General features: G+C 40.2%; 17 protein-coding genes. 5 read left to right on the forward strand and 12 right to left on the reverse strand.

Annotation, left to right across the window (positions count from 1 at the left end):
* Positions 1-93: 93 nt before the first annotated feature.
* Positions 94-405, reverse strand: coding sequence for an ArsR/SmtB family transcription factor (locus KSMBR1_RS00080; RefSeq protein ID WP_099323503.1), 312 nt, complete (start codon positions 403-405; stop codon positions 94-96).
* Positions 406-873: 468 nt separating this feature from the next.
* On the opposite strand from KSMBR1_RS00080, the gene KSMBR1_RS20515 reads away from it, so the two are divergent.
* Positions 874-1,125, forward strand: a complete 252-nt coding sequence (locus KSMBR1_RS20515) for a hypothetical protein (RefSeq protein ID WP_164995041.1) — start codon at positions 874-876, stop codon at positions 1,123-1,125.
* 83 nt (positions 1,126-1,208) lie between these two features.
* Here the strand turns inward: KSMBR1_RS20515 and KSMBR1_RS21720 are convergent, their stop codons facing one another.
* From KSMBR1_RS21720 to KSMBR1_RS00105, 3 genes are all read right to left on the reverse strand, one after another.
* Positions 1,209-2,783, reverse strand: coding sequence for a hypothetical protein (locus tag KSMBR1_RS21720; RefSeq protein WP_197705293.1), 1,575 nt, complete (start codon positions 2,781-2,783; stop codon positions 1,209-1,211).
* 366 nt (positions 2,784-3,149) lie between these two features.
* Positions 3,150-4,520 (reverse strand): esterase/lipase family protein, encoded by a 1,371-nt coding sequence (locus KSMBR1_RS00100; RefSeq protein ID WP_099323506.1) that lies wholly within the window; start codon positions 4,518-4,520, stop codon positions 3,150-3,152.
* Positions 4,521-4,795: 275 nt separating this feature from the next.
* Complete coding sequence (locus tag KSMBR1_RS00105; protein WP_099323507.1) at positions 4,796-5,209, reverse strand: hypothetical protein; 414 nt, start codon at positions 5,207-5,209, stop codon at positions 4,796-4,798.
* 1,493 nt (positions 5,210-6,702) lie between these two features.
* On the opposite strand from KSMBR1_RS00105, the gene KSMBR1_RS00110 reads away from it, so the two are divergent.
* The 3 genes from KSMBR1_RS00110 to KSMBR1_RS22575 all read left to right on the forward strand — a co-directional run bounded on the left by KSMBR1_RS00110 (position 6,703) and on the right by KSMBR1_RS22575 (position 9,347).
* The gene (locus tag KSMBR1_RS00110; RefSeq protein ID WP_099323508.1) at positions 6,703-7,392 is read left to right on the forward strand and encodes a hypothetical protein; all 690 of its coding nucleotides are present in this window, start codon (positions 6,703-6,705) and stop codon (positions 7,390-7,392) included.
* A 679-nt stretch (positions 7,393-8,071) separates the two neighbouring features.
* Entirely contained in the window at positions 8,072-8,587 is a 516-nt protein-coding gene (locus KSMBR1_RS00115) for a hemerythrin domain-containing protein (RefSeq protein ID WP_099323509.1), read from the forward strand.
* 631 nt (positions 8,588-9,218) lie between these two features.
* Positions 9,219-9,347: a hypothetical protein gene (locus KSMBR1_RS22575; protein ID WP_261341073.1), complete on the forward strand. Its 129-nt coding sequence runs from the start codon at positions 9,219-9,221 to the stop codon at positions 9,345-9,347.
* A 405-nt stretch (positions 9,348-9,752) separates the two neighbouring features.
* Here the strand turns inward: KSMBR1_RS22575 and KSMBR1_RS00130 are convergent, their stop codons facing one another.
* The 3 genes from KSMBR1_RS00130 to KSMBR1_RS00140 form a co-directional block, all read right to left on the reverse strand.
* Positions 9,753-12,869: an efflux RND transporter permease subunit gene (locus KSMBR1_RS00130; RefSeq protein ID WP_099323511.1), complete on the reverse strand. Its 3,117-nt coding sequence runs from the start codon at positions 12,867-12,869 to the stop codon at positions 9,753-9,755.
* Positions 12,870-12,873: 4 nt separating this feature from the next.
* Positions 12,874-13,944, reverse strand: coding sequence for an efflux RND transporter periplasmic adaptor subunit (locus KSMBR1_RS00135; protein ID WP_099323512.1), 1,071 nt, complete (start codon positions 13,942-13,944; stop codon positions 12,874-12,876).
* A 268-nt stretch (positions 13,945-14,212) separates the two neighbouring features.
* On the reverse strand, positions 14,213-14,845 hold the full coding sequence (locus tag KSMBR1_RS00140) for a TetR/AcrR family transcriptional regulator (protein WP_230405655.1): 633 nt from the start codon (positions 14,843-14,845) through the stop codon (positions 14,213-14,215).
* A gap of 429 nt (positions 14,846-15,274) precedes the next feature.
* Between KSMBR1_RS00140 and KSMBR1_RS00145 the strand changes: the two genes are divergently transcribed.
* Entirely contained in the window at positions 15,275-17,107 is a 1,833-nt protein-coding gene (locus KSMBR1_RS00145; protein WP_099323514.1) for a sodium:solute symporter family protein, read from the forward strand.
* Between the two features lie 34 nt (positions 17,108-17,141).
* Here the strand turns inward: KSMBR1_RS00145 and KSMBR1_RS00150 are convergent, their stop codons facing one another.
* The 5 genes from KSMBR1_RS00150 to KSMBR1_RS00170 form a co-directional block, all read right to left on the reverse strand.
* On the reverse strand, positions 17,142-17,804 hold the full coding sequence (locus tag KSMBR1_RS00150; RefSeq protein ID WP_420886578.1) for a DUF445 domain-containing protein: 663 nt from the start codon (positions 17,802-17,804) through the stop codon (positions 17,142-17,144).
* A gap of 283 nt (positions 17,805-18,087) precedes the next feature.
* A complete protein-coding gene (locus KSMBR1_RS00155; protein ID WP_099323515.1) occupies positions 18,088-19,314 on the reverse strand; it encodes a class I SAM-dependent rRNA methyltransferase in 1,227 nt (408 codons plus the stop codon).
* Between the two features lie 90 nt (positions 19,315-19,404).
* On the reverse strand, positions 19,405-19,932 hold the full coding sequence (locus KSMBR1_RS00160) for a thermonuclease family protein (protein ID WP_169703732.1): 528 nt from the start codon (positions 19,930-19,932) through the stop codon (positions 19,405-19,407).
* A 47-nt stretch (positions 19,933-19,979) separates the two neighbouring features.
* A complete protein-coding gene (locus KSMBR1_RS00165) occupies positions 19,980-20,321 on the reverse strand; it encodes a Rap1a/Tai family immunity protein (protein ID WP_157775543.1) in 342 nt (113 codons plus the stop codon).
* A gap of 51 nt (positions 20,322-20,372) precedes the next feature.
* Entirely contained in the window at positions 20,373-20,732 is a 360-nt protein-coding gene (locus KSMBR1_RS00170; RefSeq protein WP_099323518.1) for a hypothetical protein, read from the reverse strand.
* Between the last annotated feature and the right edge of the window lie 336 nt (positions 20,733-21,068).

Consider the following 21,068-nt stretch of genomic DNA (forward strand, 5'->3'; position numbering starts at 1 on the left):
TTCTCTCATACACAGCCAATGTTTCGTCGTGTGAAATTCATTTAATGCAACACACTCATTTTGGCGTTCTATTGTTTTAAGTAAACCGACAAATTAACAGCTATCTTCTTCTTTTTCTTCTCCCTTTTTCTGCACGATCTCTTGTAAAAAAATTGTTACTTTTTCTATATTTCTTTCATTTAGTGAGTAGTAGACCCATTTACCTTCCTTACGGTCTTTAATGAGACCGCTTCCCCGTAAAATTCCCAAGTGGTGAGAAACAAGATTTTGCGGAAGTTTAAAATATTTATAAATATGACACACGCATTTTTCGCCGGATGCAAGATACGAAATAATATTGAGACGGATTTCACCGCTCAACGCTTTTAGTAATTTGGCAAATTGTTGGGTTTTGATAGTGTTCATAAATATATATCAAATTATCTTGATATAATATGAATTGAAAACCTGAATGTCAAGGTCAAGGTGCTTGTGGGTACATTCCAGATTTTTTGAAACTGTCTGCACAATGTAACAAAAGCATCCTGCTTGTGATATTTAATACACAAGCGGCCTTGCCTATACGTCCCGGCACGCAGACAGGCGACTCTCCCAGACCGGGACGGTCTGGCTACCTTCGGAAACGTACGCAGACAGGTAAGCATCATAGAGACACGCCATGGCGTGTCTCTACTAATTGTTTATAGCTAAAAGTATTTATTCCCCTAAAATTTAATATACAATCCAGGTATCAATAGATGGGTGGCGCAGGCATTTTGCCTTTGCGGAATACAGGCAGGAATGCCTGTACCACCCTTGCAATAAATTTTATTATTCATCTTCCAAAAAACCTTATTTTTTTACTTATATTTACAAAAAATCGGGAATGCCCCCGTGCTTGTTATGATAAAAATAATTTTTCCGTTCATACTTTCAGTAAAGCGGCTTTGTTGCCTGAAAGGTGATGAGAATGCTGTTAGCAGGGATGAGACAGGTCGGATAACACCACAGAAAAATATCACAAGAAACCGTGGCAATTTGAGCAAAGTCTGGGCATCAAATACTTCTCTCACTAAAACGCATAAGAGAGCGCCATGGGAAGAAAAGACCAGGAGAACAGGCGTATGGCAATCTACCCTTCTTTAAATAAATCGCTGAAAAGGAATTTACACAAGATTGTTGACAGTACCCGTTCTTCTTTGCAAAGACAACTTTTTATCGTTCATGCATTATCTGGTCATTCTGCGTGATGATAATTCATAGTCGGTTAAAATGTCGTAGAACAGCTCTGGCTTTTTTTCTTTCAGTTCTATCATATAATCCAAAAATTTCCGGGTACCATCACCTAAAATCTTTCTTACTTTTTCCATTAAGAAAGGATGCTTCTGTGCTTCATAAATAAAAGGCTTATCAGGGTTCACCTGCTTAAACATTTTAACATCCTGGATGAAATGTAAAATATAAATCATATCCTGAAAAAGGGTATCCATGCCATAAGTGCTCGCCCGATCCATGAAGTCTTTAAATACATGATAGACTGAAACATACTCCAGAATCACTGATTCCATTGCATCCAATGAAAAATATTCCAGGTGTTCCGCATCGCTGCGCATGTGCTTTAATTCTTCTAAACTTGCATTTTTGATCTTCGACATTGTTATTACCGGGAATTTTAATGCACTAAAATTGGTGACAAAAAAGTTACGCATCTCAGAACGATACAGGTGACTCTTTATGTACATCAATTGATTAAATTTTTCTGCCTTTTCTTTTCTTTCTAACAGCCTTTCTATTAATAATGCACCCAGCAATATTTCAAGGGGTATTGCAGCCACGTGCAACATAAACTCGATATGTGTCGCATAAAAAACATATAAAGAGCATGCCGATGCTGTTATCAAAGAAATATAGAGCCATGCTTTTTTTGTAAATTTAGCCAGAGACAGCTTAAGTTTCAATGAAAAGCTTTCCAGACGTCTGGATTGATTAACGGCAGTTTTCTTGTATACGCTCAATAAACTCGTTTGCGTGGCAATGATCGACCAGAGTCTCTCGGTTTCGTCAAGCACGGTCTTCTCGTTTATGTAAATTTTTTTTGATACAAAGGGCAATACCGCCATCCTTGTATTCAAGGCGAGATATTTGAACATCTCTGCCGTATTCCGTGGAACCCTCGTTTTCGAAAATATAACCACCGTAAATAAATTCCCCGTAGGCAACATACTTCCAAACCCCAATGCCGATTTAATTCCGAAAGGTATCACAAATTCATCCTGAGCTGGAATATGGGGACTTCCCAGGGCATCGGGCACGTGAAACACATTAAAAATCTTACTTTCCAGCTCAGTCTCAAGAGTAGGACGAGGATGTAGCACCTTGTCAATATCTATCCCGAACTGGTAAACCAATTGGGCGATCATAGGATGCTTATCCACCGTTTGCTTATCTACCAGGGGAATAACCCGGTGTCCCTTGGAGCGTTTTATCGAATTCCACTCAGGTTGCAGTCCCACTGTTGCTAAGAGGACTAAGCAACTCGTAGTATTAGTCAAACGTTGCCCCTCTGACATCATGTTGGCTAATTGACGTAATTCTTCGTCAAGGCTTTCGTAGGTATATGTTATGAAAAAGCGCACCAGTGCAGAGGACTTTTCACCTGTCCGCCTGTCAATAAGGTGTTCGTAAAAATAGTGGACCACCGAATCAGCCAGTTCCTCTACACCTTTCGCTTTATACCCAAGGTGCTCCAGTGCATCTCCACATCGGGTCATGTCCTGAATGGTAAAATTTGTAAGATCGTACATTGCTTTATTTACCTGTAATATTCTTGGTGCGGCCTTTGGCTGCAACCAAATTCGAAATACGAAACTTCTATTCTATGGGTGCATTCCCGATTTTTTGTAAATATTCGCACATGCCTGTTGGTTGACAGGTATTGTATCGCAAACATCTTGTTTGATTAACCCTGACAGGGTTGTTTCTGCCATTTTCAAGCGGTAAAAGACAGGTTTGAAAACTGTCTCTACGTTACTGTTAACCCCTACTGATTGTTTTTTTTGCAAAAAAATCGGGAATGCACCCACTTCTATTCTTGATTGGTGATTGGATTCTTGATGCCACATGATAAATACAATTAACAATTGTTTTTTTAGTTCACATCTTTTACCTGCCTATAGACACTCATCTATTACCGTTTTTAAGTCAACCTTAAAAATATCCGAAAACCTTCTGTACGTTTCTGCCTGTCTGAAGTAGTTTAAATGATAGACATGTTGCCACGGTTCGTAGTTAAACTTTATTCCGCTTTTAATACCGGTTGGCCATGGAACGACCATCTTGTCTGTGTCAACGACCAGGTCATTTGGATCGCCGAAATAGACGTCGGCAATGCTATCCGTTATATCGTCTTTAAGCCCTCCTTTGAAAATGCCCGACGGTTCAAAATCCGACCCAATGGTGTTATATACAACATCGCCGCCGATACTGCTACTGCTTTTGTTCAGTTTTTTAATAAATTCAGAATTGGGATTCATTGCCCAGACGCCCGGTATTGCATTCGGTTCCTTTAATTTAGACGCGGCAAACTTTATCAGCCCTCCCACGAGATTGAAAAATATCTTCATCGGCGCCCCACCCGTGAAAAAGAATATGTTTGTCAGAAGGTCGATCTTTTTGGCCAGTGAGTCCCATTTTCCAGGATTTGCAAGACTCGTCCCACCGGCAGGGCATGCGACCATTACAGCATTGTCTACATTTAAATAACCATTGCACAGTTCCACAAATGAGCGCAATACAAGTCCTCCACGGCTGTGCGTTACAGTATCGAATTTTATTCCCGTATCTAAAATACCAGTACTCTCCAATGTAGACAGCATGTCTTTTGCATTATCCTCAGGGGTTTTAGACAAGGTAAAATGGTCATATCCTAAAATAACGGGATATTTATTTTTTAAAACCGCCAGTATTTTTTGCGGCACATCTGCATATCCACCTTCGATTGAACTCCCCGTGCCATGTATAAAAAGGAGCGCTTTCTTTTTATCTTTCATTACGTCTTTAATACCGCCCCAATCCGAAACCGGATCGGCAGTTGTAAGGCCTTCAATAAAACCTAAATTGTGTTCTATTCGTTTAAAACCTTCCTTAATTTTTCTCCCTTCGTATTCACGCAGCATATTGTTGATAGCCGCCGAACTGCCTTCTTGTATCCAATCTGTCGCAAATTTAAAGACGTGAACAACCTTGCTCCATAAACCCCTTGTGGTTCTGTCCTGCACTTTAAACGGAACACTAAAGAGACTAATATGCCTGCCGTCATCGGATACCAAATCCCTGTTACTCACACAATCGTTGTTTTTAAAGTGCCAGGACCAAACGCCATCTTCATAAGACAGAAGAACTGCCTCTTCACCAGGATTGCATCTTATAGCAAGCGGAATGGGTTTTACCATTTCTTCAACACCAAAAGCACGCTGCTCATTCGGACAAAATTCAAAGACTTTTTCAATTTTAAAATCCTTGCTGTCTTCCAGAAAATCCAAACAATCCGGATTATAAGCACTTCCCAGTGCATCGCGACGTCCGCTCTGCGCTTCTTTAGCATTTGCTATCCCGGTCAGGTCCTTTATCGTTCCTACAAATTCAGACGTAGAAGGCAGGATAATATATCTTTAGAAATGGCATATTTTGAGTGTTTTGTAGAAATGTTTATACGTTTTACAGTTTTATAGGATTCGGGAGTAGAGACAGGTTTGAAACCTGTCTCTACCATGTAGTGCGACGAACCTCGTCGCACTACAAATGACAATTTCCAGTTTCAAAAGACTAAAGTGTGAAAAACCTTTGTAAAGCCTGCGACTGTCGCTTCTCCGCCAATTTTTGTTCCGTGTTTACGAATCTTGCTGCAATGGGTGCGCAAGTCATCGATATGGTTTTCGAGATGCTGCGCCTCCGTCTTTGACTGGATGAAATAGTCATTGAATCGCACCAATTCCGATCCTTGGACGTCTGCGTAGATAGCAAACCTAAAGTTAGTCAAGACGGCTGAAGCGCGCTTAATGAGTAACAGACTTTTTTGCAACTCATCCACCATAAGGCGCAAGTCGCTCCGAACTTCAGGATGCTTGGCTTCGATATAGTCTTTTCCGCTTTTGACTGCCTCGGCAATCGTCTTAACGCTGTCGATTCCTTCTGTAACGAGTTTCAGTGCGTCGATCATGTCCTTGAGCATTGTGTATTAACCTCACTACGTAGTTTGTAAGAAACCAGAATGCGCCTCTTCTGACGTAACGCTCCGGATGTACGGCATCGGCCATAAAAGTATCAGGAAACATGGTGCGTTGTCCCCGGTGTCCGCACCAGACGGTTGTTAACTCATTTGTCTGTTCACTGAGAGTGGCGATTGCACTCGCCATTTATTTGTAAATGTCTTCGGGGAGCCACATGGCCAACTCCCATGACATTTGGTTAACCATTCTGTATCCGAATCAGGAGAGTTCTCCTTCAGGCTTCTTGCTAGTGCCAGATACTCAGCAACTCTGACTGCTTGTTCGCGCACCTTTACTTCCCATTTCAGATTTTCAAGAAAAGCGGAGTGCTCTTTTCGGAGTGACGTCTTGAGTCTTTCGCTGATTCAGAGTGATGGAAGGTATTGAAGCACTCCGAAGAGGATCACTCTCAAACTAATTTCTGGCAACCCAAGTGTGAATGCCATTTTTTCTTCTGCTAACAATAATTATACAGTCTGTATAAAACGGCAAACACGAACTGCCTCAGTATGTCTAAAAAGTTGCCGCGTATTTTTTTTTGACGTATTGTAACTTATTTTTATCATGTTATTGCTGCATTTCAGCTAATCGCTCATTACGAATTATACAGACTGTATACTCTGGCCTGTAAACCATCGACCTGACTTCGAATTCCGATATATCCTTTCATGATAAGCTGGAAGGGAATCAGGAATTCCTTTCTTAAAAAATAATCCACCCTATATAACCCGGCGATTATATTAAAAATACTATCTTTGTAAATACCCTATTCTGGGTGTATACAAATGGGTGTATGCTTTTGGAAATTCTGATATCTCCCCCGGAATATCCTGAATTTCTTTTTTATTTAAGCAAGATTCCTGCGGCAATCAAGAACTCCATATAGTAAACAAGAAGGGATATACATTATATATTAGTGGTTTAATTCCTTCTAATCGTTTATGAATTTCACTCCATCTCTAAAATATCCTCCTTTCCTGAATCCACACTCCCAATTCTCAATTAGGATATTTTACCTTATTCCAGCCAACCTTTCGAGAAACGGATACATTCTACTCTTGGCATCTGTTTGCTGGCAAAGCCGGTAACAGAGGTCAAGGGTCTGGTTATGAAGAACCCTGCATTATTACAAATTGATCATTGTGAAAATTTGCTAATGTAAGAATATCGGGAGAGAGATACCTACTTTCTATCACAAAACCTATATTTACAAATATATCGACAACAATCACTTTTTCTAAATTTCAGAAAGCTTATTCAATTGAGCTGAATCAAGTATTATAAAAAAATACTTGACTTACACTTGTCATTGCCTTAACCTTACGCCATTTCAAAAAAGCAATTTCCTATCATTTATTCATTATCAATTTATCATTCATTGTCGTAGGTGATGAATCTTTGCAGACGACAATGAAATGTACAAAAGGATTTTCTTGTCTCGAAAGGAAAAGACTCTATGGAACAGGGAAAAATTGATTTAAAAAAAGAACAGCAGTCGTCCTTGACTCGGACGCGGTATAAGTATTCATTGGCGGCGAAATGTTTTTTTGTCACGATGGATTGGATTACAGGGAAAAAAGTGACTCTGGCAAAAACAAAGCTCATTGAAATTCTGGCAAGCATTCCTTACCGGGCATGGGAAGTTCGCCAATATGGGCGGTTGACGTGCTTCTTTCGAAAAAAAGAAGTTGTGGAAGAAGCCCTGAAAATTATGGCATGGGGGCGGGAAGCCCAGGACAATGAATATTGGCATTTGCGTGTTATTCATGAAAAAATGAAAGAAGACGGCGTTAAAGAACCGTGGTATTTCTTTCCACTGATACCCTTCGTGATGGTCATTTCCTATGTGTTGATTACGCGGTTCATGGCGTTGGTAAATATCCGCCGGGCATTTCTTTTTAACGCAGAGTTTGAAGACCACGCCGAACATGTTTATGCTCAGTTTGTCGCAGAGAATCCTCAATGGGAGGATCAGCCTGTTCATAATGAGCTGGTTAAACAATATGGGGATCTTAACACTTGGGCGGATGTGTTCCGGCGCATCGGTTTGGATGAACGCGATCACATGAATGATAGTTTCGTTTTTTGCGGCAAACGTGAGTGTATTGTCAAGTACGACGGAATGCCTGTTAGAGTGTATGAATGAATATGAGGTCACACCTTAATTAGTGATTTAATCTTTGTTATTCTCTTATTAATTTTATCATCTTTCGGAATCCTTGATCTCATAATAGTTACTTGCCGACTTATTGATGAATAATCAATACTAAACAAGTTACCAATTTCCTGGTTATCATACCAACCTATGTTCCATAAAAGATAGATTAATAAATCACGATTTAGTTTATTTTGAATCACTTATCCATGTGCATGCTTTTAGAAATATTGGGTTTATTGGTTTTGGGTAGCAAGTGATAATGATTATCCATAAGAACGTAGGCGTAAACCACAACTTCAACCTCAAACCTGTCCGACATATTTCCTAAAGTTTACAGAAACAAAACGTGATCACCATTATTCCGAAAAATATCTCTTCGCTCATTGCCGCGCGATAAGTTGTGATAATAAACGCCTTTAAATTCTGTACGTCATTGTCTTGTCATCAAAGACAAGGTTGCAGACACTATCTTTTATTGTCAAGTATTTAATCACTAATCAAGGTTTGATCCTCATTTCCTCGTCTGCTCTAATTTCTCTTTCCCTTGATGTTCAGTAGGGCTGATAAACTAAAAAAACTTGTAATTTTCTTTAGTTTTCGCTAAACTGACCCCCCAAATAGAAAAAAATAATTTCCTATCATCTGATGCAAACTAAGGAGGCTGAATATGTCAGACCAGAGACCCACCGATGAATTACGCGAGGAACATGCGCATGTACTCAAGAAATTAGACGCACTGGAAAGAATCGTTACTCACCCTGACAAACGGCCGGAAACGACTGCAGAACTGAGAACGCTGGCCACCTTTTTCCAGACGGAATTCTGGGTACATTTTACCAAGGAGGAAGAGGCTTTATTCCCGGAAATGGGCAAGTACACCCTCGTAGGTAAGGGACCTCTTGGCATCATGCTGCGCGAGCATGTTGAGCTTCGTGCAAGTAATGAACTTTGGCAGGCGGCGGTTGCCGGTTATCTGTCCAACACTGATGGCTCTGAGTTTATTGCGCCGATGAAAGGGAATGCTACTCACTTTGCCTGGATGCTGCGTGACCACATCAACAAAGAAGACAACTCGCTGTTTGTCATGGCCGAGCAATGGCTAAAACCAATCGAAAAACAGAATGTCGCCCGACTATTCATTGAAATTGAGGCTAAAGAAAGTGCGGCTGTGAAACAGACATAATGTGTTTTAAGAATACTTCAACCTCCCGACATTAGTCATTGGTCATTTGGTTACACGACAGACAGTAATATCTACCGAAAGCAAAACATGCTCTGCGCGTTCTTCTATACATAATCAATAGTTCCTTAATATCGGCTTCTGAAATTCCATATTTGCCTTTTATACGCGGACGGGTGAGTACTTCTGCAATTTCTTCCAGTATCGGTTCTGAAATAACCACGTGGAGTGTGTCTTCTTCAAAACAATTTTCTTAATCTGGCGGGAATCCGTAAGGGTTTAATAGAGAGGAAATCCAGATATTGGTGTCAATAACAACCTTAATGGACACTTTTCTTTTGTCTCACTTCTTTTATGGAGTGGGCAATATCAGATTCAATTTCATTATGAGTATATCGTGCAGATTTTTCATGTATTTTCTCGATAATGCAACGAAAACGTCTCTGCCAGTCATCAAGAGAAATAATTTTTATCGTTACCTTTTCATGCTATTTTACTGCAACATCTTGAAACGGTTATGCATTTTGAAAAACGAGCATTAAAAACAAAAAGTTGATGGATAATAGTACGGAACGGAATGAGTATACCGGAAAAAATACTTTTTATAGAAGACCTATAGGATAGCGTATCTTCTATGGATTCGGAGGTGCCTGTTCCAGAGAGCCACAGGGAGGAATTAGACGCCCGGCTGTCAAAAGATTATTCTCCCGAAGATTTGTTAAGTATCGAGGAATTACAAAATCGTATTGAGAAGAGGAAATGATATATTCTTTGTTGTTTCTTTCTGAATTAAAAGAAAATTCCGTAAATGGCTATTTTTGGTATGAAGAGAAATGAATAGGGCTTGGTGAAGATTTTCTTCGCGTTTTTTATGCCCTTTCGGAAGAAATCAGACGAAATCCGTTAGTCTATAAGACAGTATATAAAGATTTCAGACGTTGTTTACTTAAACGTTTTCCTTATGCGATTTATTATAGAGTCGATAAAGCGGAAATTATTGTATAGGGTTTATCCTCCTTTCTGGCAAGATGCTCAATATTATACCTGTTTCATATATTTTGATGCCATACACGTTCCGCATGCAGTGTGGCTGGAAATTTGGCGGGGAAGCAAGGCTAAAAATATTGCCCGGCATTTAAGCATAAAAAGCGATAAATAAACGGCACGATCAGCTTTGCGTATTCTCCGTCTTTTCCATTCTTATGGCGAACATGAGAATGGCGGGAATGATGAAGATGGTAAAAATTGTCGAAAATGCCAGCCCTCCAAGCATTACACTCCCCAATCCCCTGTATAATTCGGAACCAGGACCAGGCGCGATGACTAGGGGAAGCATGCCGAATATACTGGTAAATGCGCTCATAAATATCGGCCTTAACCTTGTCCTCGTTGACTCAATTACGGCGTCATGATGGTTCATCCCCTGGAATCGAACATTATTCAGTGCCTGATATACAATGAGAATAGCGTTATTAACAACAACACCGATAAGAATTACAAAGCCGAGCATGGTCAAAATGTCAAAAGGCTGCAAGGCAATACATATATTGACCAATCTTAGCCCGATAAAACCTCCTGCAGCGGCAAGAGGAATGGTAAACATGATAATTAAGGGGTAGATAAAATTCCCGAACAAGGCGGACATTAATAAATACGTAATAACAACTGCAAGGGCAAAATTCCATTGCAGCGCTTTTCTTGTTGTGGTGAGTTTATCCGCTGCACCAGACAATCTTATGGTTACCCCCTGAAGCATGTCCTGTTCTTTTAGTGTTTGCAAAACCGTCCCGTCAATGATCTCCATTGCTTCCTGCAGGGGGATCGTTTCGGGAGGGGTCACCTGGAGTGTTATTGTACGATCCCTTTCCAGGTGCCGGATTTGAGTAATGCCGGTTGTTCGCTGAAGCTGAGAGAGGGAATATACCGGTACTACAGATCTATTGGGAAGAGAAATAAGTGAGTTATATAATATTTCAGGCGTATGAATAGTTTCATCAGACGCCTTAACGATAAGGTCGATTTTTTTTTGCCCTTCTTGTTTATAATATCCGATCTTCCTTCCATCCATTAGTATGTCAAGGGCAATGCCAAGTTCATAAGTATTCATCCCCGCAGCCATGAGGCGATCTCTTGATGGCACTATTTTTAACTCTGGAAAAAGGATCTCTAGTGAGGGTATCGGCCTGATCTGGGCGTCGGGAAGTTCTTTCTTTATCATTCCGAACATGGTTCCTGACACTTGTACAATTTGATGAATATCGCTGCCGCTAATATCCACTTCGATGGTACGCCCTTCCCCAATACCTGTTTCAAAAATGCCTGCCTGCATGCTTACTCCGTACATCCCGGGAATGGATTGGATTGTTTGCATAAACAAAGGCACCAGTTCTCCGGCGCGTTCTTCATGCATGCATTTTGCGCCAAAAACCATCCTTGTGTCCGCCCCGATATAAAACACATCACTTATTCCTGGGAATCCGTTATGATCTTTCTGCATGTAAGGACCAAGCTGATTGGCTATGTGCCTGCCAATGTCCATTCTTTCTTTGTAAGAGAGGCCTGGAGGAGGTACGAGTATGCTCATAACAAGATTCCTGTTTCCCTGTGGAAGATACTCCATCTTTGGCAATAAGAGTATTGTCGCAATAAAGGAAAACGCGGTAAGAATTAAAATAGTTGCTATTCTGGTTTTCCCCTCCTTAATTGCGAATGCCACTAAAGCCATGATTATTTTCTGAAAAAATGCACCTGCTTTCAGAAGCACACCAGGCCCGGCGAATGATTTTGTTTTTACTTTTAACCTTCGGAACAGTTGTTCCGAAAACATGGGGATCACAAAAACAGAAACGAAGAAACTTAATCCTACGGCGCATGTTACCGCAATTGCAATATCTCTGAAGAGCTGGCCAGCTTCTTCCTGCACAAACACTATGGGAAGAAATACCGCAATTGTTGTGAGCGTAGAGGCGAGTATTGCTCCCCATACTTCTTTCGTTCCTTCATATGCGGCAAGAAAAGCGGTCTTCCCCGATTTTCTGTGACGATCAATATTTTCCAGCACCACGATAGCGTTATCTACAAGCATCCCGACCGCAAAAGAAATTCCGGCAAGGCTTATAACATTAAGATTTCTTCCAAATGCCTTCAAGAACAAAAACGTGCCAAAAATGCTTATGGGAATAGAAGTGGCGATTATTACGGTGGAAGAAACATTTCTCAGGAAAAGCAGCAATACTGCTATTGCGAGAAAGCCACCAATAAGGATATTATTTTTCACAAGCCGGATTGCCCCGTTAATATAAGGCCTCTGATCGTATACCCATTTCAGATAAACCTTTTCTTCGGCAAGTTTTTCTTTATTCAACCAATCCACTACTTCATAAATGGTATTAGTAAGTTCAAGTACGTTTACGCCCGATTCCGGTTTTACGCCAATAGCAATGGCTTCTTCACCATTATGGAGCATTACATTGCTTAGTTTTTCATAACCAAAACTGACTTTTGCCAAATCCGAAAGTACGATTCGCTGCTGGCCATCGGATTTTATTATTATATTTTCAATTTCTTTCGCCGAATTAAATTCCCCAATCGTTCTTATCCGGTAATCCCTTCTTTCAATGCCCATAATACCTGAAGAGATATTCACGTTTTCCGCTTTTAAGAGAGAAACAAGTTCCGTTATTGTTACACCGTATGCAGCCATTTTTTGGGGATTGATAATGATATGCATCTCTTTGTCAGTCCCGCCATGAATCGCAAGATCTGCAACCCCCTTTACCCGGTCAAGATATTGTCTGACCTCGTCTTCAAAATATGTCCTGTAGGAATAAATCGAGCGGGGATTGTCTTCCGTTGCATGCAAAATAATCCATATAACGGGTGATGCCGCACTTCCCGTGGGATTGATTATTGGTTTATCAACATTTTCAGGATATTCAGGCACTTCGTTGAGTTTGTTGGAGACCCGCAACAATGCATCGTCAATTCTAGTTTCAATTGTGAATTTTAGTGTAATTGAACCCATACCGTCAAACGACTCGCTCTCCATTTCTACAAGTCCGGGTATGCCTTTTAAAACCTTTTCCTGTTCTTCGATTATTTCACGTTCAATGTTGTATGGAGTAGCTCCCACCCACGTAGTAGTAACCGTAATTTCGGGTTCGGTAATGGTGGGACTTAACTGGTATGTCATTGTGAGAAGGCTGATTACCCCGAAAAGCACAACAAAGATAATCCCAACGATAATAGTAACCGGTTTTTCAATGGAAAATCTGATGCTGTCCAAAAGATTATATCCCCTCTCTCTTTACATTTATTCTCTGGCCGTCACGAAGCCGTTCATTTCCCTTTATTACCACCTCTGTTCCTTCCATAAGGCCAACTCCTTCAATGCCAGCCTTTGTTTCACTGTAGTCCAGTACGCGAACAGGCGTCATATATGCTTGTGAGTCCTTTACCGCAAAAACCACCGTGTTTCCGAAAAAGTTGATTATTGCATCCCTGTCCACCAGAAGAGATTTCGTTTCTTCTCCGGAGGGCAAAGATACTACAGCCTCCATACCGGACATAAGCGTTTCAGCGTCTGTTATTCTTATTCTTACAGGGAACGTTCTTGTTGACACATCGCCGTGGGGAATCACGACAAATATTTTCCCATGGAATATTTTTTCGTTAATTTTGACAACGGCATCCATATTTTGTTTTATTAACAGACATATTTTCTCAGGAACGTTAAGAACTACTTCAACCACATCGGTTTGCGCAATGGTTGCGATAACAGTACCTGGCGTAAGCCATTCGCCAACCTGCACATATTTTTTTAATATTACTCCATTAAAGGGAGACCGTATGTTTTTCTTTTGAAGTTCGATTGAGAGCGACTCCAACTCCGCTTTTATTGAATCAGATTTTTTTTCAAAATTAATCAATTTAAATATAATTTCGTCATACATCTGTTGAGAAACGACTTCTTCGTGATACAGTTTTTCAACCCTTTGTTTGTTTAATAATGCCAGATCGATGTCGGATAAAACCTGATCCCTTAACGCCTTTTTCGATTTAATTTCTTTTCTCAGCAAATCCGAATTCGTTTTTACAAGCAACTCTCCCTTCTTTACCCTAAAACCTTCTTCAAGGTTTACATAGTCTGCCTTGCCATTTACTTCAGCCGCAACATCCGATATATAGGGATAATTTACCGTTCCTATAAATTCAGTCTTTGGAGTCATTATACCGGTGGTGATTTCTGAAACAACGACAAGCGGCGGTGGACTCTGTTTTTCGCTTTGTCCGAAAAGCGATGAAATAATTGAGAGTAGCACAAAAGGCACGATAAGAAAATAACACGTCCGCATAAACATAAGGTATCCTTAAAAAAATAAATTTAAGTTTTGGCAAAATATAGCCACAAGCGTATGGGTTTAGAAAAATTGAATTTAAACAAGGGGCTGCAATCCCTTGTTCAATGCGCATGCAATGTTTTTATGTTTAGAAAACCTAATTTGTTTGGCTATATCTAACGGTGAAATCCGATTTCGTATTTGAAAATTAATACTCAATGTGAAGGAATAAAGGTAAATGAGCAACAATTTGAGAATTGAACATTAACAGATATAATACCTCAAAAAATTATTTCATTGTCCCTGACGCGAAGATATCGACAAATTCCTTTATAATCGCATCTGAATCATCAATTCTGTATTTTTTCCACATGAGAAATTCCTTTGCATCAAAATAGGAGAATAACATCCCAAGGAAGGCACGTGCTGCAGTTTCAGCATTAAACTCCCGAAGAACCCCTTTCTTTTGCATCGTTGTGAAATAGGAAGCCAGCGTTTTAAAAATTTCATCAATAAACGCATGATACATTTTTAGGATTTTTTGAGGATATCTTTGAATTTCAATATGCATTATTTTTATAATATCTTTTCTCACAGCAAGCGTATCGAGGAATCTTTCCGCAATAACAGTCAATGCTTCCGTATAATGCATTTCAGCAACCTCCGGCAGAAGTCCCTGCAAAGCCGGAAGAAACGAATAGGTATTTAAAACTTCTTCAAAAAGTTTTTCTTTTGATATAAAATGCCTGAAAATCGTTACCTCTGCAGTGCCCGCCTCTTTTGCGATTTCTCTCGTAGTTGTGCCAAGATAGCCTTTTTTTGAAAAAAGCTTCAATCCCGTTTCCAGAATCTTTTTCCTCGCCGAGTGTGCTTCTTCCTGATGACCGGACATGATATATAACGAATACTGTAGTTTATTCAAAATAAAATTGATTTGCAATTGTTAGCATACGCTTACATTAGCATTATAATTTGAATATATTGTTTTTCAACATTTAAAACAGATACATAGGTTTCTCATTACTTTTTTGCATGAACAATTGTTTTGATTGATAACGACCCTTTGAACGATTACAATTATGGCTTATTGCCGATAACGTACATGCACAATACTTCATTTACCGTATCAATTTAATCTCTTGAAAAAACAAAAACGCTCATTTCCATGCCAGAGTTTTAAAACAAGGGCGATTGCTAAAAACTGTGCCCCGCTGACGTGGTTGTAGAAGGTGAAATTGAGGGGTAGGAATGCAGAATGACTGCTGCACAGCATGATTTTGCTTTGATGGTTTTTCAAAAAAACGAAAGTGTTACGATTTATTAAATTCCTCTCTTTATAACAACGGTAACAATGTTTGAACGGCTTCATTACATCGACGTTTCCATTATCCTTGCCTATCTTTTCTTCACTTTTCTGATTGGTGTGTATTTTTCACGCCGTGCATCAAAAAACATGGACGAGTTTTTTGTTTCGGGGCGATGTTTGCCGTGGTGGATTGTAGGCACTTCTATGGTTGCCACAACGTTTGCGGCTGATACGCCCCTTGCTGTTTCCGGTCTTGTTGCAAAAGGTGGTATCTGGAAGAACTGGATTTGGTGGAATTGGGGAGTAGGCGGTATTTTTGCCGTATTTCTCTTTGCACGTCTCTGGAACAGGGCTGGCATTACCACAGATGCAGAGCTGGTTGAGCTGCGTTACGACGGCATGGCTGCCGCATGTCTCCGGATTTACCGTGCAGTATGGTTTGGCCTTTTTCAGAATGTGCTGATAATTGCATGGGTTATGAAGGCAATGTCCAAGATCATTGTCACCATCATGGGGTGGGACCAGACTACTATAATACTTGGGCTGAATGCCGAGGTATTTGCCGTTTTGGTGCTTTTCCTGATTACGGTTGTTTACACGACAATGTCAGGGCTTTGGGGGGTCGTTGCTACTGATGTGGTACAGTTTATCATCGCAATGACAGGATCAATTTATCTTGCAGTTGCTTCAGTTATAAAACTTGGCGGAATGGCTGAAATACAACGCAAACTGGCAGAAGGGCATTTTGACGTAGATTCTGTCCTGAGAATCATTCCAAAGGTTACGCCGCTTAACCATACCACACCGTTTACGGAATTCCTGGCGCTTGTCTTAATCGTGTGGGTGGTTATGTACAATGTGGATGGGGGAGGTTATATTGCGCAACGACTGTTTGCCGCAAAAAATGAACGGCATTCCATGTTTGCTTATTTATGGTTTAACACTGCCATGATATGCCTGCGTCCCTGGCCATGGATTATTGTCGGACTCTGCGGCATGGCATATTTTGGGAAGATTGATGACGTGGAAACATACTATCCGCTTATGATGAAAGAGACGCTGCCTGTAGGGATGTTCGGTGTTATGATCGCTGCATTTTTCGCGGCGTTTATGTCAACTATCGACACGCAGTTAAACTGGGGCGCCTCTATCATCGTTAATGATTGTTATAAACGTTTTTTTAGGAAAACATCAGGCGATAAAGAATATGTGCTGATAGCAAGAATCGTTATTGTATGCCTTGCCTTTCTTGGTGCGTTTTTTTCATTTGCAGTGAAGGATATTTCTCAGGTATGGATTATTGTATTTTCTGTTACAGCGGGGATTGGTTCTGTTTATATATTGCGCTGGTATTGGTGGCGGGTAAATGCATGGTCGGAAATTTCGGCGTTTTCCCTTGCGCTTGCCGGCACATTTGTCTTTAAAGGCATTCCGTTTTCAAATCGACTCTCTTTTTTAAAAGATACCATCTGGGGGAAAGGATTGTCCGGTTTTTATCCGGAACAACCACTGTTTCAGTTTCCCTATTCAATTGCAGTATCAATGGTTGTTATTATTCCCGCCTGGATAGCAATTACATTCATTACCCGTCCGGTATCCCAAAACCATCTTATCGCCTTTTACAAAAAGGTGTATCCCGGAGGGCCTGGTTGGAAGTCAATTGCGCAAAAAGTCCCCGGTTATGAAGATCAAGGGATTAAACCGGTAACTTTCCTTCATATTCTATTGGGAATTATCGTGGTAAATTGCATCCTGATAGGAACGGGAAAGGTTATATTGGGCGCTGAAGTATCGGGAATAATCTTATTGCTTGTTGCAATTTATTCGGGAACCGCATTGTTTTTTTTCCTGAAAAAACAAGAAAAACGCTTGCGATAAACTGCGAATTGAATCATTGCCGCAAAACTCATTTTCAGAGCAGAAGTGCGCTGAAAAAACCAATCAACGCCCCAAATACCCCTCCCCAAACAACAAGCCAGCCCAGGTGACTGCGTATCATTTCCTCAACAATTTTCTTTACATGTTGCGGCGATAATTCATTGAGTCTCGCATTTACCATAGTATCAATCTTCGACCGAAAGGAGTCGAAATCAGTTTCTTTTTGCAATATCGAAGCTATGTCAATGTTTGTTATGATATCCGTCACCTGTTTTTCCATTTCGGCTTTAAATGGTTCTCTCAGCGGTTCAAGGGCATTTTTTCCTCCAAACATATCCAGCATGCCGCCAAAGGTCGATTTTTTCACGGTGGAAACCAGCCCGGCAAATACTTTGTCAAAATCTATCTGATCCATTACAAGTTCCGGCTTTATGGTATGAGGAAGTGTTTCCTGCGTGACTTTGGCAAAGTTTTTTTCTGTAAAAAAATTCTCCATAATCAACGAACGAATGCCTTCCTTAAATTGTTCAAACCTGAGCGTAATTATTCCTGAACCGTACAGGCCGGGTATTTTTTCGAATAACATATGAATGGCTACCCAGTTTGTCAATGCGCCGGACAAGGCAAAGAGACTTGCATGCACTATCACTGTCTTTCCAAAAAAAGATGGATAAAAATAAGAAACAAGAAAGACAATACCGGCTATAAGATTGGTAAGTAAACTTTTATTCACGAAAGATATCCTCACTGAAATTTCAAATAATAAGGCATAGATATAGTCAAACAAATAAGGTTTTAGAAAATTTACCTCTCCCCCCTGCCGCCTCTTTTTAGATGGAAGAGAAGATGCCCCCTCTATCAAAAGGAAATTTAAGGGGGCGTTTGATAGTATGCTTAGTCAAATAAATCTGTTTTTTTAGAAAGCCATTTTATCGCCAAATTTTTAAAACTATATTTGTTTGGCTATATAACAAACTTCTTTAGTATGATTCATATTCCGAACTATTCGGAACGAATGTTTTTTTTCCTGCGAACGGAAAGACTCTTGCAAAAACGGCCTTGAGATATCTCCCTTCCGGAAATACAGAACTAAACGGATGATCCGGCGCAGCTCCTGTGATTTTAAATATTTGCAATATTACACCGGCTTCGGCGGCTGAACGGGTAAGTATTGAAAGAAAATCTTTTTCTGAAATAAGGCCGGAACAGGAACAGGTTAGCAATATCCCCCCTGGCCGGACCACTTGCATACCAAGCCGGTTAATATCTCCATATGTTCTCATGGCTCTCTTTATTTCTCCTGTACAACCGGCAAGCTTGGCGGGATCCAGTATTACCACATCTGTTTGCGTACCACTGTTATACATTTTTCTTAAAAAATCAAATACGTCAATATGTACATACGAAATAGCTGCCGAATTTAACCGGGCGTTTTCTTTTGCGGTTTCTAATGCCTTTTCATCAAGGTCAACGCCTGTTGCAGACCTTGCGCCTGCACGCATTGCAGATATTCCAAACCCTCCGGTGTAACAAAAACAATCAAGCACCTCCTTGTCGCGACATAAAAGAGACAAGGCCAAACGGTTTTCCCTCTGGTCAAGAAAAAAACCTGTTTTGTGTCCCGATTTGAAATTTATCATCATACGCATATTGTTTTCGCAGATTATCACCGAATCAGGGCACGGGTAAATCCTTGACACTTTCGAGAAATCCACCCCTTCTTTTTCCGCATTCCTGGCATCGGGTCTTACCGTTACATTGCTATCCGGATAGAGGGTTTTTAGTGACGAAACTATCCAGTCCATAATTCCAATGTAGCCGGCGGAATAAGGTTCAACTACAATCACATGGGCAAATTTATCAATGATCAGGCCGGAAAGCCCGTCTGCCTCGCCATGAACGAGCCTGTAGCAATCCGACGTCTTATGTATCCCCAACACCTCTTCACGCAATGCTTTGGCGTATTCAAGTTTTTTTAATATAAATTCCTTGCACAAATGTTCGGTAACATTTTCGGTTAAAAGCCGAATACCGATATTGCTTTTCCGGTTATAAATACCCCTGCCGATAAACCCTCCTTCTTTGGATACCACTTCAACCAATGTCCCTGGTGGAACAGGTTTTTGCGGATGACGAATCATGCGGTTGAAGATCCATGGGTGGAGTGAATTTCTTTTTGCTTTAAGTGATATAACAGGAAGTTTCATTTAACAGAGATGGCAGTCTTTAAAATTTGTTTAAAAAGTTGTTTGCGGCCAGTATTGGCAGCGAGTAATAGTAATTCCTCACAAATATTGTTATTTACCAGACTCCGCCGGATTCCACAACCCTTTTCTATTTTCTCTTGCATCTGCGAATGCCTTCTGGAATTTCTTTTTATATTTAACATTGAGTCGCTCAGCAGAAGGGCTTGCAAACCCAGCCTTAATAATTTCCTCATTAAGCATCCTTCCATCCTCAAGATATACGTATCCCAGATACCTGCCGTCCTTATCCAAAAACTGGATGTCAAACTCTATCGATACTTTATCATTCGGTTTTACCAGGCTTTTCGTAAACTCCAGGGTACGTTTGCCTATCAGCAGGATGTCGTTTACATCTTTTTCATATTTTTCGGCGTTGTCCAGTACTGCACTGTTTAGCTTAGTGTCGGGCGTGGTTATTCCCACCAATTTAAACCGTTCTTCGTTGCTTTTATACCTTACCCTTAAAGTATCACTATCGATCACGGATAACACAATTGCCTTGTCCCTTGCAAAAAGATGGGGTAAGAATACAACATTGAATAAGAAAAACAAAACAATAACTTTGGGAGATAGTTTCATTTTAAACACGGTGTGCCTCCTGTATGAAATAATACGATTGTATTGTTTTACTGTGGACATGGATAAGCCTCTTTTAACGCATCAACAACTAACACAACTGCTGGTTCATTCCATCTTTCCGGGTTTTCCTTTAAATATTTTGACACTGTTGACACTATTTCTCCTTGTGTGGGGTCTGATGGACTCGCGCAAAAGAATGCCCCATCACATGCATCATAAACGCCTCCGATAAAACCCAGATAAAGGCCTGTCTTTAACCAATCAACCTCTTTCATCCCGGACACTGCCTTATCATTTTCCTTCATATGATCCACAAGTTTGATCCCTGAAGTGAATGGTACGGCGTCTGCATTCACTGTGTTAAAAACCCCCGCACATATAATAACCATAACAAAAAAAATACACCTTCTCATTTTATCAGTCTCCATTTTTTAATAATTTTAGTAATTCCACGATCCGTCTTTATTCCATCTTGGCGGCAATTCTTTTAAAATGCCCATTTTTTCTAACAAAACTCCGGCTAATGAACGTCCTTTTTGAAGAAACTCTCCCGATTTCGCACATTGAGGTTCAGGAATATATCCTAATGAGAGTGCTTCCTGTACCGTAATTAATCGTAATTTCCGAACATCTTTCACACAATTCGGGGCATAATATTCCTTGTCCTCATCATTAACATAAACATAGGTATTCCGGGGCATTGTCTTCGATACATTCACTGCTAATCCGGCAATAACTACTAAGAGCAAAAGACTACTGACCCCCATAAATAAAAAACGCTTTTTATCATACTTTATCATACATCGGAACCTCCCCTTTGGGCTTCTTTATAGTAATTTATGTAAAATAACGAGTGATACTGACCCGCAACCAATTAAAACACAAGAAAGCTGGGTAGTATAAAACATATTTACTTCTCTCTATATGTTTTTTCGCCGGTATTTCACACCTTCAATCAATTTTGTAAATAATTGTAACTATTTATGGCAATAATATCTTTATAATACTTTTGTAACGATAGAAAAATTATATGTAATACAGACAAATCGGAAATGAAAAACAGCGCTGTGTTTTATTCATAGTAAGGAAGGGTGACGCGATAGCGTACTCACCGTTGCTTGTATCTAAAGCTATTA

The organism is Candidatus Kuenenia stuttgartiensis, from assembly GCF_900232105.1.
In the GTDB taxonomy this organism is placed as follows: Bacteria; Planctomycetota; Brocadiia; order Brocadiales; family Brocadiaceae; genus Kuenenia; species Kuenenia stuttgartiensis_A.